The organism is Terriglobus roseus DSM 18391 (assembly GCF_000265425.1).
GTDB classification, from domain to species: Bacteria; Acidobacteriota; Terriglobia; order Terriglobales; family Acidobacteriaceae; genus Terriglobus; species Terriglobus roseus.
This window is the reverse complement of sequence record NC_018014.1, coordinates 1-13,861: the sequence shown is the minus strand read 5'-3', so window position 1 is coordinate 13,861 and position 13,861 is coordinate 1. Positions and strand designations below refer to the sequence as shown.

Annotated in this window: 16 protein-coding genes; 9 read left to right on the top strand and 7 right to left on the bottom strand. The window is 60.3% G+C overall.

Going from position 1 to position 13,861, the window contains the following annotated elements:
• Positions 1–394 precede the first annotated feature (394 nt).
• Together TERRO_RS00075 and TERRO_RS00070 are read left to right on the top strand one after the other, a co-directional pair.
• Positions 395–640, top strand: a complete 246-nt coding sequence (locus tag TERRO_RS00075) for a hypothetical protein (RefSeq protein WP_342612527.1) — start codon at positions 395–397, stop codon at positions 638–640.
• An 11-nt stretch (positions 641–651) separates the two neighbouring features.
• A complete protein-coding gene (locus TERRO_RS00070) occupies positions 652–1,812 on the top strand; it encodes a Gfo/Idh/MocA family protein (protein ID WP_041592370.1) in 1,161 nt (386 codons plus the stop codon).
• A 9-nt stretch (positions 1,813–1,821) separates the two neighbouring features.
• Here TERRO_RS00070 and TERRO_RS00065 read toward each other — a convergent pair whose 3' ends face one another.
• Complete coding sequence (locus TERRO_RS00065; RefSeq protein WP_014783935.1) at positions 1,822–2,346, bottom strand: DinB family protein; 525 nt, start codon at positions 2,344–2,346, stop codon at positions 1,822–1,824.
• Positions 2,347–2,379: 33 nt separating this feature from the next.
• Positions 2,380–2,994, bottom strand: a complete 615-nt coding sequence (gene ruvA, locus TERRO_RS00060) for a Holliday junction branch migration protein RuvA (protein WP_014783934.1) — start codon at positions 2,992–2,994, stop codon at positions 2,380–2,382.
• Between the two features lie 75 nt (positions 2,995–3,069).
• Between ruvA and TERRO_RS00055 the strand changes: the two genes are divergently transcribed.
• Together TERRO_RS00055 and TERRO_RS00050 are read left to right on the top strand one after the other, a co-directional pair.
• Positions 3,070–3,306: a 2-oxoisovalerate dehydrogenase E1 gene (locus tag TERRO_RS00055; protein WP_014783933.1), complete on the top strand. Its 237-nt coding sequence runs from the start codon at positions 3,070–3,072 to the stop codon at positions 3,304–3,306.
• Positions 3,303–3,551, top strand: coding sequence for a type II toxin-antitoxin system HicA family toxin (locus TERRO_RS00050; RefSeq protein ID WP_014783932.1), 249 nt, complete (start codon positions 3,303–3,305; stop codon positions 3,549–3,551). Before TERRO_RS00055 ends, TERRO_RS00050 begins: the two co-directional genes overlap by 4 nt.
• On the opposite strand, the gene TERRO_RS00045 is transcribed toward TERRO_RS00050, so the two are convergent.
• Entirely contained in the window at positions 3,548–4,390 is an 843-nt protein-coding gene (locus tag TERRO_RS00045) for a hypothetical protein (protein ID WP_041592369.1), read from the bottom strand. The two genes, TERRO_RS00050 and TERRO_RS00045, sit on opposite strands and share 4 nt — an antisense overlap.
• A 109-nt stretch (positions 4,391–4,499) precedes the next feature.
• On the opposite strand from TERRO_RS00045, the gene TERRO_RS00040 reads away from it, so the two are divergent.
• The 3 genes from TERRO_RS00040 (at position 4,500) to TERRO_RS22960 (ending at position 6,419) form a co-directional block, all read left to right on the top strand.
• Complete coding sequence (locus TERRO_RS00040) at positions 4,500–4,814, top strand: hypothetical protein (protein WP_014783930.1); 315 nt, start codon at positions 4,500–4,502, stop codon at positions 4,812–4,814.
• Positions 4,815–4,835: 21 nt separating this feature from the next.
• The gene (locus TERRO_RS00035; protein WP_014783929.1) at positions 4,836–6,143 is read left to right on the top strand and encodes an MFS transporter; all 1,308 of its coding nucleotides are present in this window, start codon (positions 4,836–4,838) and stop codon (positions 6,141–6,143) included.
• A gap of 120 nt (positions 6,144–6,263) precedes the next feature.
• Positions 6,264–6,419, top strand: coding sequence for a hypothetical protein (locus TERRO_RS22960; RefSeq protein WP_014783928.1), 156 nt, complete (start codon positions 6,264–6,266; stop codon positions 6,417–6,419).
• Positions 6,420–6,444: 25 nt separating this feature from the next.
• Here the strand turns inward: TERRO_RS22960 and TERRO_RS00030 are convergent, their stop codons facing one another.
• Entirely contained in the window at positions 6,445–7,236 is a 792-nt protein-coding gene (locus TERRO_RS00030; protein WP_014783927.1) for an SDR family NAD(P)-dependent oxidoreductase, read from the bottom strand.
• An 84-nt stretch (positions 7,237–7,320) separates the two neighbouring features.
• On the opposite strand from TERRO_RS00030, the gene TERRO_RS00025 reads away from it, so the two are divergent.
• Complete coding sequence (locus TERRO_RS00025) at positions 7,321–8,502, top strand: tetratricopeptide repeat protein (protein WP_157178203.1); 1,182 nt, start codon at positions 7,321–7,323, stop codon at positions 8,500–8,502.
• Positions 8,503–8,569: 67 nt separating this feature from the next.
• Here TERRO_RS00025 and TERRO_RS00020 read toward each other — a convergent pair whose 3' ends face one another.
• Positions 8,570–9,601, bottom strand: coding sequence for a zinc-dependent alcohol dehydrogenase (locus TERRO_RS00020; protein ID WP_014783925.1), 1,032 nt, complete (start codon positions 9,599–9,601; stop codon positions 8,570–8,572).
• A 155-nt stretch (positions 9,602–9,756) separates the two neighbouring features.
• Between TERRO_RS00020 and bla the strand changes: the two genes are divergently transcribed.
• On the top strand, positions 9,757–10,620 hold the full coding sequence (gene bla, locus TERRO_RS00015; protein ID WP_014783924.1) for a subclass B3 metallo-beta-lactamase: 864 nt from the start codon (positions 9,757–9,759) through the stop codon (positions 10,618–10,620).
• A 64-nt stretch (positions 10,621–10,684) separates the two neighbouring features.
• On the opposite strand, the gene TERRO_RS00010 is transcribed toward bla, so the two are convergent.
• Positions 10,685–12,010, bottom strand: a complete 1,326-nt coding sequence (locus TERRO_RS00010) for an outer membrane beta-barrel protein (RefSeq protein ID WP_245536169.1) — start codon at positions 12,008–12,010, stop codon at positions 10,685–10,687.
• A gap of 284 nt (positions 12,011–12,294) precedes the next feature.
• Positions 12,295–13,749 (bottom strand): chromosomal replication initiator protein DnaA, encoded by a 1,455-nt coding sequence (dnaA, locus tag TERRO_RS00005; protein ID WP_014783922.1) that lies wholly within the window; start codon positions 13,747–13,749, stop codon positions 12,295–12,297.
• Positions 13,750–13,861: the final 112 nt, after the last annotated feature.

Genomic DNA, 13,861 nt, shown 5'->3' with positions numbered 1-13,861 from the left:
GTGTTTCATGATGCTGGTCACAGGGTTGGCATACGGTGGGAGTCTGACCCCTCAGAAAAACGAGGTACAAAAACGCACGAGTAATGTCCCTGAGCTCCGCTGTCTTCTTCGTCTTCTCTCGCGTTGGGATTTGGGCGCTCTTGGCGGCGCCTTGCCGATCTAACATTCAAGCGACGCTGAGCGCCTGCTCGATGCTGTCATTCTGTTGCAGCAAGTGGGTCGAACCCGCATTGGTGCCTGGCTGGCTGTATCCCCGTTTGCCGGTGTTGCCGGAGGAATACGCCGCCCTGTTGAGTCCAAGTGTATCAATCCAACGCGGGAATGTCCCACTTTTGCGGAACGCCAAATCACTACTGTGTTTGTTTTGAATGAGTTATAGGGAAAGAAAAGTGACGTGACCGCGCTGATTTACGATGACGGTGAGGGCTTTATGGACACTTCGATTGCCGCACGGCGTACGGAAGACATTGCGCTGGACCTGCTGAAATTCATCGCCTCCACCACCAACGTGGTCAAGAACCACGGCGGCGGAACGCCCGGCTTTGGTGGTTCCTCCAGCCCCAAGGGCGAAGATCAGGTAACGCAGCTGCTGGATCTGTACGGCAAGTGCCGTCAGGCGGTTGAAGCTCCGGCGAAGTAAGCCTCTCCCGGATGAGTTCCTCCTCAATACAGGTAGCGGTGGTAGGTGCAGGCGCCTTCGGGCGCAATCATCTGCGTGTCTACCGCGCGCTGGAAGCGGACGGCGTGCGCCTGGCGGCGTGCATCGATCCCAGCGAAGCCGCGCGGTCAGCCATCGCAGCCGACTACGGCATCCCCGTCTTCGCTTCCGTGGCAGATCTGCTCGCCGCAGGTCTGCCCATTGCGGCAGCCAGCGTCTGCACGCCAACCATCTTCCATGCCGCCGCTGCCACCGCGCTGATGGCCGCCGGAATCGACGTGCTGATCGAGAAGCCGATCGCCGGCACGCTCGAGGAAGCTGACGCGATCCTGGCTGCTGCGAAGCTGCATGACCGGGTCGTTCAGATTGGGCATCTGGAACGATTCAATCCTGCCGTAACCGCAGCCGTTCCGCTGCTCAATCGGCCCATGTTTTTCGAAAGTCACCGGCTCAGCATCTTCACGCCGCGCTCGCTGGACGTGGACGTCGTGCTGGATCTGATGATCCACGACCTCGACGTCGTGCTGACAATGGCCGCATCTCCCGTGCGCGAAGTCCGCGCCGTGGGCCTTCCCGTTCTTTCGCAAAAGACTGATATTGCGAATGTTCGCGTGGAATTCGAGAGCGGCGCCGTCGCAAACTTCACCGCCAGCCGCATCAGCACCGAGCGGGTACGCAAGCTCCGTTTCTTCCAGCCGCACCAGTACCTCTCGCTCGACTTCGCGCGGCAGGACCTGCTGATGATCGACGTAACGGCAGCCGCATCGCTAACACCCGCACAGATGCAGGCACTCTTCGCCGGCGGCGCAGGCATAACAGCCAGCGAGACGCACTCGAACGAAGAGGTCGAAGCGCACCTCGCGCAACTGCGCGCGGCCAAAGAAGGTGTTGCGGCCGATTCGCCCATCGCCGCAGACCTCGCGGCGCGCAGTGGGCTCGCCGCGGCCGCGGCACATCCTTCTGCGGGTCTGTCGCTGCGCAAGGTACCGACGGATCCGGGTGAGCCTTTGCGGCTGGAGATTGAATCCTTCCTCGAAGCGGTACGTACCCGCACAACACCCCGTGTCAGTGCAGAGAATGGCCGCGCTGCATTGGCGCTGGCGCTGGAGATCAACGCCGCGATCGCTTCGCATGCAGAGCGAGCCGGACTGTAGAGTACCCAGCTACTTCATTACCGACATGAACTGGGCCCACGGCCCGCACGCCTCGTTGTAGCGCTTGCCCATGACGCGTGCGATCTGTACGACGTGGGTCATGTCGTGGGCGGTCCATGCCCCAATGAGCTGGCGCGCGGTTACTTCGCCGAGGGAAGGGTGCATGCCAACGAGCGCTAGTTGCGCTGGCTGAAGATCCATTGCGCGGAGTTCTTCTAGATTCTTTCGGCGAAGCATCGCAAACTCGTCCAGCAGCCCATCCATCGTCTTGCCAACGGATTCGTGGAACATGGCTTCGCGGTCGAACTTATCAAAGGGCACACTGGTGCCGTGTTCCAGGATGCGGTGCAGGCGCGTGAGCCAGTCGCCATGTTCGCCGTGCACAAGGTGGCCGAGAACATCGAAGGGGCACCATGTGCCGGGGCCTTCAGTTGCCGTGATCCACGGCTCGGGCAGGCCGCGCAGCAGTGCGTCCAGCGCGGCGGGTGAACGTTCCAACAGGGCAATAGACTCAGCGAGAAACGTGTCGCTCATGCCGCCGATTGTACGAAGCAGCAGCAGGCCGCGCTACCGAATTGCGGCCATGCTGTAGCGGAAGAGCTGATCGAAGTCGGTGCGGATTGTGAGTTCAGTGGTCTCGTGTTTTGCGATGGCGGTTTCGATGGCCTTCTGTGCGGACTCGCGTTTGTAGCCGAGGTTGGTGAGCGCAGAGAGCACGTCGTCTATGACGGGGCCGCCGTGGAAGCCGGTTGCGCCCTGGACGGGCACGGCGCTTGAGAGGTCGTCGAGCTTATCCTTCAGTTCGAGCACGACGCGCTCTGCAGTTTTTTTGCCGATGCCGGGGATCTTCGTCAGGGTGGCGTGATCGCCGCCGCGGATGGCCGCCACGAGCGATGTCGCGGAGAGGCCGCTGAGCACCGTGATCCCGAGTTTCGGGCCAATACCGCTGACGGTGATGAGTCGCTCGAAGAGGCGCTTTTCATCGCGGTCGAGGAAGCCGAAGAGAGCGATCGCGTCCTCGCGGACCTGGGTGTTGATGTGCAGCGCAATCTCCGCCCCCTCGTCCGGGAGCGACGAGTAGGTGGGCACCGTGATGGCGACGTCGTAGCCCACGCCGCCGCAGTCGACGATGGCCTGGTTGGGTGATTTGCTGAAGAGACGTCCGCGAAGATGAGCGATCATGCTGTGGCTGATTGTAGAGGGTTTGGTGTGCGCTAAATAATCGCTGATCCAGCTGTTCGAGCGTATGCTGTCGGCATGGATTCGCTCATTTTCGAAGTACAGCAGGAAGATGACGGTGGCTACGTTGCCGAGGCGCTCACTGAGGACATTGTCACGCAAGGAGACACGTGGCCTGAGCTGTGCGCAAACGTCCTCGAGGCCGTGAACGTTTTTTACTTGGAAGATCCCTCGCACAAGCCTAAATCGGTTCGGTTGCGCCATGTACGCACCGAGGTCATCGACCTCTCGAAAGAAGAGCTCACGGCCGCATGAAGCTTCCACGCGGTATCAGTGGCGCCACATTTACTAATCTTTTGTGTGAGCGGCTGGGATACCGTGTGGTCGGCCAGGAAGGGAGCCACATCCTGCTCCGCTCTGAGTTGCCGCATGGTCATCGGTTACCGGTTCCCGCACACAAAGAACTGCGTATCGGCACGCTGGCTTCTTTAATCCGGATGGTGTCAAACCAGAAGGATCTTTCGCGCGACGAAGTGCTTGCCGCGCTGTTCGAACTCTAGCTGCGACGGCGGTAGAGGATCTGAAACTTATAGCCGTCGTTTGCCGGGAAGAGGCGGTTGACGGCCTTCAGGCGCTCGGCGAGGGCCGGCGCTGCGAGCAGCGGATATTCACGTTCGCGCAGGTCGGCGTAGTCGAAGTCCAGGTGCAGGCTGAGTAGATAGATCGCAAGCGCGTCGGAGAAGGCGGCGGCGTAGAAGTCTGACCGTGCCTTTTCGTCGATGCCGCCGGTGGCTTGGATCGGACGGATGCGGGCGCTGTCGCCATCCGGGATTTGCTTGCCCTGGGCTGCGGCGCGATCTTCCCATGCGTCCATGCTGGTCTCGCCGCGGACGTTAGCGACGACCTGCTGCCACGCCAGGTCTGCAAAGGCCGTGGGAGTACCGACGGTGTCGACGAAGTTGTGGGCGACGTTGATGAAGAACTCAAACGCCAAGGCGAACCGGTCGGTGTGCAGGCGACTGCTGAGGAAGACGTACTCTTCGCCGGCGATGCGTGCGTTGCGGTGGCAGATGGCCTTGTCGACGAGCGCGGCGCTGTATGCCGGTGCGATCAGCGTGATGTCCGAGACGGGAAAGGGCGCGACGGGCGCGGAGTCTTCGCCGGCGAGGCGCGCACCGGAGAGCGCAAGCGGAACGAAGAAGTACAAGTGTTTCGACAGGCCGCTGGCGATGGATGCGGGTACGGCGTTCACCAGCCGCGTGAGCTCTGCGGGGGTGGTTGTAGGCGAATCCAGCCGGCCCAGTGTGGCGTATCGAACCCCGTTGGGTGCGGTGGTAGCGGTGGCCTGCTCGGCTGCCTCTTCCGGCGTCAGCAGATCGGTCATCAGGGCATCTGGCATCAGCAGGTATTCTAACGGTGTAGCGCCCCCGCATCGCGAGAATTGCGCGACACCGCGAGAATGGCGCAGACGCCGCGGGACGATGCGCGGCAGAAGAGAGCTGAGAGCCATGGCAAACACCGCAAACAACCGCCCAACCTACGCTCCGAACTACACCGGACCCCGCTTCCTGGGCGCGCCCGTGGGCGATTTTTCCGTCTTCCAGACGTTGCTGCTGACTGTCGCCTGCGGCGTCGCATCGTTCTTCTTCGCGACGTTCCTTGCGATCATGGGCATGCTGGTGATGACGGCGGCGGGGCACAAGCCGGACTTTTCGCTGGCGTACCGCTGGTTTGGCCTGCCGGTAGGGATCACGGTACTGGTCGCTGCCGCATGTTACCTGGGATCGCTGCTGGTGCGCCGGATTCGCCGGCAGAGCGTCTAGGCGTCCTCTACACTGGCTGTCATGTCTGACAGCACGTTCTCGCAGCAACGCGCACCGGCTGACCCCTACCGCTGGACGATCGGCCTGCTGCTTGGCGTCGGCGTGCTGGTCAACTACTTTGACCGCGTCAATCTGTCTGTTTCGCACGATGCGCTGGTTGGCAGCTTCGGCATTACGCCGCAGGTCTTTGGTCAGCTTTCCGCTGCGTACTCGTGGACCTATGCTGCCTGCCAGCTGCCGACGGGCGTGATCCTGGACGCCTTTGGCGTGCGCAAGGTCACGATCACATCGGTCTTTATCTGGGGCATTGCTTCGGTTGCGGCGGCGTTTGCACCGGGAGTGGTGCTGTTCTTTCTGGCAAGGCTGCTGCTGGGCATCGGTGAAGCGCCGACCTTTCCGGCGAATGCAAAGGCCGTGGGCGCGTGGTTTCCATCGCATGAGCGGTCGCTGGCGACGGCTATCTTCGACAGCTCGGCAAAGTTGGCAAACGCTATCGGTGTGCCGCTGTTGGGCTTGTTGCTGTTGCGTGTGGGCTGGCGCTGGTCCTTTGGATTTACGGCGATGCTGTCCTTCGCATACATGGGGCTGTTCGCGCTGCTGTATCGCGAGCCTGGCCGGTTCTCCATGCGCAACGTCATCCGCACTGAGGGCGTGGGGCTGGACACCGATGCGGCTCAGATCATTGCGCCACCTATCCCGCTGTCAAAACTGCTGCGGCAGAAGAAGATTATTGGCCTGGCAATTGGATCGGGCGCGTACAACTACGTCTTCTACCTTCTGCTGACGTGGCTGCCTACCTACCTTTCGCAGACGCTGCACATAACGTTGCGGCAGTCGTTTCTTTACACCGGCGCGCCGTGGCTGGTGGCGGCGCTGTGCGGTCTATTGATTGGCGGCGTTCTCGTGGACTCCCTAATCAAGCGCGGTTTTGACGCCAGCAATGTGCGCCGCACTGTCCTAATCTGCGGCACGGTCTGCGGCCTGGGCATTGTGGGCGCGGCTTTTGCGCACTCGGTTGCGTCTGCGTTGATTCCGATTACGATCGCGATCGGCGGCCTGTCTGCTGCGTCGCCAGTTATCTGGAGCCTGCCGTCGCTGCTGGTGCCGAACACCAGCACGGGTAAGGTGGGCGGCATCATCAACTTCAGCAACCAGATCTCCGCCATCGTTGCGCCGATCCTAACCGGCTATACGGTGCAGAAGACCGGCAGCTATGTGTGGGCATTTGCGATCCCGGCGGTTTACATCCTGATCGGGATTTTGTCGTACCTCGTTTTGCTTGGTCGCGTGGAAGCCATTAATGTGCGCGAAGCACTCGGTGATGTCTAGATCGTTTTTGGCACCGCCGACATCGGATGGCGCAGATTAACGACCCTCATTTGCTCCTCTGTCGCGTAGCGGGAGGATGCGGACGCGGCTGTTTCACACAATGTCGGCAGGAGGTTCTTTATGAGCTCTTCGCCGCGAATCACTGAGATTCAGCTACTCGATCGCCAGGTTCTCGTGATCTTCGAACCGGACATCGCCGCCATGCTGAAGCAGGAAGACGTGCACGAACTGGCTGTCCTCAAGAACGCGTTCGTGCACGCCGACGACCTGAAATAACTGCGGGCTGGTGTAGCCGCGCGACTTACTTCTTCTGGAGGATGGCGCGCGTCGACCCGACGGTGACGCCGCCGTCGATGAGGAGTGTCTGGCCTGTCATGTAGCGTGACGCTTCGCTGGCAAGGAAGACCACCGCGCCGTCCAGATCGTTGGGTGCGCCGGGCCGCTTCATGGGAATGCGTTCGACGAGATATTCAACCCAGCCTGCGTCCTCATACATGACGGCGTTCTGCGCCGTCTTGAACCAGCCCGGCGCGAGTACGTTGACCGTGATCCCGTGCACGCCCCAGTCATCTGCCAACGACATCGTCAGTTGCTTGATACCGCCGCGGCTGGCTCCATACGGTCCCAGGCCCGCAAAGCCGCGAACGCTGGTGACGGAGCCGACGTTAATGATGCGGCCGTAGCCACGCTCAATCATGTGTCGCGCGATGCCCTGGGCGACGAAGAAGGCTCCGCGAAGGTTGGTGTCGAGAATCGCGTTCCAGTCGTCCCAGGTGACCTCCTGCGCTGGTTTGCGGATGTTCATGCCGGCGTTGTTCACCAGGATGTCGACCTTGCCGAATAGGCTTGGGGCGGCCTGAGCGAACGCGTTGATGCTGGTCTGATCGCGGACGTCGAGCATGAGCGCCTTCGCTTCGATGTCCATTGCGGAGAGTTCCGCGATGAACGCATCACAATCGCCGGCCTTGCGGCTGGTGACGATCAGCTTTGCACCTGCGCGGCCAAGCGCGCGGGAGAAGTATTGGCCCAGGCCACGCGATGCGCCGGTAACGATGGCTACCTGGCCCGTAAGGTCAAAGAGATTTTCCGCCATGATGCTCCTGCATTCTTCGAATGCCTCTCGTCGCGCGGGCAGAGGATTCGGTTCGTTAGATACCGCTTCATTTCACAACATTTCGTGCAAAAAGATCAGCTTCTTCGAGACTCAAAATTAATTGCAAAAAATATCGAACTCTTGTTTACACCGTGCGTATTAGGAGGTGCAGAACTCAACAAGCAGTTTGGCGCCGGTAATTCCGGTTTTTTTAGGACAGGGAAACGATCATCGCAGCCTGCGAGGGAACCCATGTTTTCAAACCGACCTATACTCTCTTTCTATCGTCACACGACTGCGGCTGCATGTCTTGCAGCCCTGCCTTTTCTTCTCAACGCCTCGGCACCCGCGCAGACAAATGCGGACTACCGCAAGGATTCTCACCAGCCTTATTTGGATCTGCTTCACAAAGTCGAAGGGGAAAATCCTTCTTCAGCGAGGCTTGGTTATGCGTGGGCGGTGGTTGCGTCTTCCTATCAACGGAGCGGCGAGACAGACGCTGCTCTGCGCGCCTACAGCAAGGCCCTGCCGCTGTTGGCGAAGAGTGCTGAGTCGCGAGTGAACTATGCCACCGCGCTCGACAACGTTGGCGAAGTCTATCTGGAAGCTGGCGACAAGTCGGAGGCCGAGCATGTGCGAGCGAAGGCCTTCGCCCTCCGAAGTGAGATCGGCAATCCCGTCGACATAGCCCGCAGCCATGAACATCTTGCAGAGGTATTGCTTGCGCAACATCGATACAAACAAGCGCAGGAACATGCGGAGTCAGCCGTTGCGATACTCTCCACGCAAAAGGAACCTGCTTTCTTGCAGGTGCTTCCTGCTTCGGAGTCGCAGGCCACTCCCAGACCTGGCAACACGCTTGTTGCGGCTTATATTTCGCTGACGCTTGCGCAGTGCAGACAGTCCGCGTTCGCTGATTGCCAGCGGTCCGCGAAAATGGCAGACGAGATCGCGACGCGTGATTTTTCCGCGGTGTCGCTGGAGCGAGCACATGCAGATGTGGCTCTTGGGTTTGCAGCTTGGAAGAACGGCGATCTGGAGACGGCAGACAGGAAGCTGCAGGGTGCACTGGAGATGATGAAGTCAATGATGGGAGAGACGCATCCTGTTGTCGTTGCGGCGATGACCCAGTATCGCGACTATCTAAAGAGCCGTCATCAGAACGCGAAGGCGGAATTACTCAGCCGGAGCATTGAGTATGCAGAAGCGGTCCGTATGAGAGACACGTGTGCGAAGTGTTCTGTCAGCGTGTCGGCATTGCGTTAAGTTATCCGGAGGAAGTGGCGGTTCGCAGAGAGACCTGCCACTTACTCCATGGATTTCGCTGTCAGTCTTACGGAGTTACTACAACTTTTAACAGGCCGTCTTCACGGCCGTGCAACCGCGCGAAGTAGCCTGCCGCTTCTTCCAGAGACGAGACCGCAGAGATCAGCGGCTTGACCGTGATGGCACCGCTGGCCATCAAGCGAATTGCTTCCGGATACTCACCGGCGGAACCGCACGAGCCCTGCAGCCGAATCTCACGCGTGACCACACGCTGCAAGGGCAACGGAACCTCTGGCTGAATGTTACCGATCAGCGTGACGGTGCCGCCGCGCTTGACGCACTCGATAGAAGCGACGACAGTTTCGGCGCGTCCTACAGCTTCGAGAACAACATCAACGCCGCGACCGTTGGTGCGCTTCAGCACTTCGGCGACCAGGTCGTTGCCGCTGAGGTGCAGGGTGTCCGGGATGCCGACTTCTTTCGCCATCTCAAGGCGAGCCGCATCGACGTCCGCGATCATCACGGAGCTGCAACCGGCTGCGCGCGCTGCCTGCGCGGTCAGCAGGCCGATCATGCCGGCACCGATCACCAGTGCGGATTCGCCGCCTTTTAGTTGCGCGACGCTGACACCATGCAGTGCGATGGAGACGGCTTCAAGCATTGCCGCTTCTTTGAAGTCGAAGACATCCGGCAGGCGATAGAGAATGCGCGCGGGCACGCTGACCAGTTCAGCAAACGCGCCGTGGCGGCGATAGTCGCCGGGGGAGACGCCGACGACCTGACGCGAATCGCAGAGATTGACCAGGCCCTGCGTGCAGAAATCGCATGCGCCGCAGTAGACGGTGGAGTCGAAGGTGACGCGATCGCCGAGCTTCCAGTCCCTTACGTCCGCGCCGATCTTTGCGATGACTCCTGCGGCCTCATGCCCCATGATGATGGGCGGGATGCGCCGGCCGCTGCTGCCGTCGTAGCCGTGGACGTCGCTGCCGCAGATACCGCACGCAGCCACGCGGATCAAGACCTCATCGGGCCCGCACGCGGGCTCAGGTACATCGACGACTTCCAGGTGCGAATACTCTTCGAGCATCAACGCTTTCATGGGTAATTCCTCACGGACAAGCTTACCGCTCTTGGGACGTGAGTCGCTTCGTTGCGCATCTTGATTCATTTTTGTAGCGTGTGCACCATGACTGCGGCAGTGCGCGCCGGTGCCCGGGTAGTCTTGCTTTGAACGCTGCCCAAGAAGGAAGCCCCATGAAGCTGAAGTCACTGCTCGCCACCCTTATTCTTGTTGCTGCACATGCCGCGCTTGCCGCGATCCCCGCAGACTGGACGACGCCGATTGCGCCCTTCAAGATCTCCGGCAACCTGTACTACGTGGGTTCGCGAGACCTTGCCGCCTACCTGGTGACAACGCCGAGGGGCAACATCCTGATTAATGCGAACCTTGAGAGTTCGCCGCCGCTGATCAAGCACAGCGTGGAGCAGCTTGGCTTCAAGTGGGCGGACACGAAGATCCTGCTGAGCAGCCAGGCGCACTATGACCACGCGGCCGGTGCGGCTGAAGTGGTGAAGGAGACGCACGCTACGCACATGGTGATGGACGGTGACGTGGACGTGATGCAGAGTGGCGGTGCTACCGACTACGACACATCGCTGGACCGTTTCCCAGCCGCGCACGTGGATCGCGTTCTGCATGATGGCGAGAAGGTTGAGCTGGGCGGAACGACGATCGTCGCGCACAAGACGGCCGGCCACACCAAGGGCACGACCACCTGGACCATGCAGACGCAGGATGGCGCCAAGACGCGGAACGTTGTCATCGTGGGCGGATGGGCCTGGAACCCGGCCGTTCGCCTGGTCACAGCCAACGGCAAGACCGAGTCCTACCCGGGTATTGAGCGCGACTTCAACCACACGTTTGCGGTGATGAAGACTTATCCGTGTGACATCTTCCTGGGTGCGCATGGTGTGTACTTCAACATGCTGCCCAAGCTCGAACGCATGCAGAAGGAAGGCGCCGCAGTATTCATCGATCCCAAGGGCTACCAGGCAGCGCTTGCGGAGAAGGAAGCGAACTTTCGCAAGGAAGTGGCGGCGGAGAAGGCCGGCAAGTAAGTCGCCTGCAAGCTGACAGTAACCGAACCGCACCGTGACTTCTGTCGTGGTGCGGTTCCCCGTTTCAGTAGCGATAGACGAGGCTGATGCCGCCCACCAACTGGTTGCGCGCCTTGCCGTTGTTGTAACCGAGCTTGTCCCAGGAATGATCAAAGCGAAGGTCCGTCTGCACCAGAAAGGTGCTGCCAAAGTACCGGTTCATGTACAGCGTGGTCTCCGTGTACTTGGTTGCCGTTCCGGTGCGTTGTCCCTTCTTGTCATTCAGCAGATCGGCGCGAAAGCCCACGGTGAGCGATGGGCTGATCTCGCGGTTCAGGTAGCTGACCAGCGCGTACTCTGGTGCGAAACAGCGGAGCTGCCCGGGAGCACACATGGCGCCGAGCGTGCCGCTTTCCGTTGGCACAGGGTTCTCAACATTTTGCGACACGTTGGGGACATCGCGCTGGTACATCACCCAGCCTTCGGATGCGATGTGCCACTTCGCGTTGAACCTGTGGGACCAGACAACGTCATATTGCTGGACGTTGTCGTACGCATACTTACCGTCGTTGATGCCGTTGGCGCAGGCATAGATGTTGTCGTGATTGGTGGCAGAGGAGTAGTTCAGGCAGGCGATCAGAGACGGCTTATGATCGCTGGACCAAGGCGCAACGTCGTGCCCCGCTGTCAGACCGAGTTGCACGATCCACTGCTTGTTGAGCTTCAACGTTGCGACCACGCCTGTCTGTGTCACAGGTTCGGCCGCGTAGACAAGGGAACGCGTCATCGTGTAGTTGGCGGGCGCCAGCGGCGTATCAAGTCCCGGCAGTTCCAGGAATCGGCCAACGCGGATGTTCAGACCGTCCTTCACGGGGAAGTAGAGATCGACATACTCCGTGAGCGGGTCGTAGCCGTAGGTGCGGTTGGAGACGAGCAGTTGTCCGCTGAGGAAGCCTTTGGTGGTGGTGAAGCGGTAGTCGATGCCGTAGTACAGCGCAGTGACGTGATAGCCCCAGTCAAAGTGCTTGTTCTGCACCGTGTCCGGCAAACGCTCGATGAAGGTGACGACCTGGTGCAGCCTCGCCGTATTGGGCGCTGAAGCAAAGACCAGTGGATAGTTGTTGTCGTGGCTTGTGCTCTGGTTGTAGGTGCCTTTTGCCCAACCGTAGACTTTGGTGCGGCTGTTCTGCAGCTTGAGCGCGGTCATCAGCGGGTACACCGTCGTGTCGGGCACTCCGATGGTGGGCGAGCCTCCGTAGAGCCAATCGCCGGCAGGATAGGGCGGGCTGTCGATGGGCGAGTCGAAGGCGCGACGCACGGTTGCTGGACCGGCGGGCAGCTTGCCGCGCCAGTCCGCAACGTAGAAGCGCGCAAGGCGTTGGACGAAGTTGCCGCGGATCACATCCTGCACTGAGCTTGGATTGTTGGGGGAAGGTGGCGCTTGCAGTTGTGGAATCGGTTGCTGGGCATACGCGGGGCGCAGCCCAAACGCAAGGCCACTGGCAAGGAGAACGGCCCGGACACGGCGGGTCCTCAGCCTGCGAGATTTCACTGTTGGTTTTCCTTGGAGTGCGAAGATGAACGACGGTTGAAAGCGCTGACCAGCTTACACTGCGTTGCACACAACAGGAGAGCGCAGAAAAGCCCGGCATGAAGCCGGGCCTTTCTGTTCGTCCTAATGGCTTAGGAGATCGGTTAGTTCAGTGTTTCCATCAGCTTGCTGATGGTGCTGTTCAGTGCCTTGTCCGTACGGCGCTGTTCGTCGATCTTCGCGATGGAGTGCATCACCGTGGTGTGATGCTTGCCGCCGAATTGGCGGCCGATCTCCGGCAGGGAGGCCTCCGTCATCTGCTTGGCCAGGTACATAGCAATCTGGCGCGGCACAACGATCTGGCGGCTGTTGTTCTTCTGCTTCAGTTCGCTGATCTTCATGCCGAACTGTTCGGCCGTGGCGCGCTGGATAGCCTCAATGGTGATCTTGCGCACCTGCGTGTCGATGAACTGCTTCAGGCACTGCTGAGCGGTGCTGAGCGTGATCTCAACGCCGTGCAGTGAGCACCAGGCGACCAGGCGGATGAGCGCACCCTCGAGCTCTCGCACGTTGGTGCGTACATTGCCTGCGATGAACATAGCAACGTCCGTCGGCAGGACCGTCTGCTCGCTCTCTGCCTTCTTCTGCAGGATGGCGACCTTCGTCTCAAGATCGGGCGGCTGGATGTCCGCGATGAGCCCCCACTCAAAGCGCGAGCGAAGACGATCTTCAAAATCGGCAAGCTCTTTCGGAGGCCGGTCACTTGCGATGACGATCTGCTTCATGCTCTCGTGCAGCGCGTTGAACGTGTGGAAGAACTCTTCCTGCGTACGCTCCTTGCCGGCGAGGAACTGGATGTCATCGATCAGCAGGACATCGACCGTGCGAAACTTGTCGCGAAAGCTGGTCTGCCGGTTGTTGCGCATGCTGTCGATCATCTCGTTGGTGAACTTCTCACCCGAGACGTAGGAGATGGTTGCGTGCGGGTTGCGACGCTTCACCTCATGACCGATGGCGTGCATCAGGTGCGTCTTGCCCATACCCACGCCACCGTACAGGAAGAGTGGGTTGTAAGCCTTGGACGGCCGCTCTGCAACGGCCTGTGAGGCGGCGTGTGCGAACTGGTTGCCACTGCCGATGACGAAGTTCTCGAAGAGGTAGCGCTGGTTGAGCTGTGCGGCCGTGTTCCAGTCGAACCGGCCTTGCTCTGCGCTGGGCATCTGAGGCTGCTGCTGTGCAGCGCGATGGCTGCCGGAGGGCGAACCTGAGCCCTGCGGTGCGTTGGGCGAGTGCGAGGGCAGCGGCGCAAAGCCTCCGTCCTCACGCGACTTGGGTGCTGCCGGATCGTCTTCTGCGGTGACGAAGCGCACCTCGTCGACTTCAAGCGACAGGTTGTCAATCGCCTCATGAATCAAGTCGGCGTATCGATCGCCAATGTGCTGAAACTGCGCGGAGGGAATTCGCACGAAGACGGTGCGACCGTTTGCGTGCGAAAAGCGCGTGGGCTTCAGCCAGGTATGAAACGACTGCCGGTTGACCTTCATCTCGAGCGCGGCCAGGATCCGCATCCAGGCGTTCTGCGAGTTCAGTACGGTCGATGCCGTTGGGGCAAAAGACATCAGGGTTCTTTCCTTGCGCTGCTGGCCTTGGCCGCAGCTGTCACAGTTGGCCGATCACACGCGAAGCACGCAACGGCCTGAGCAAAAATTTGAAACAAAGAATTCCTCTTCC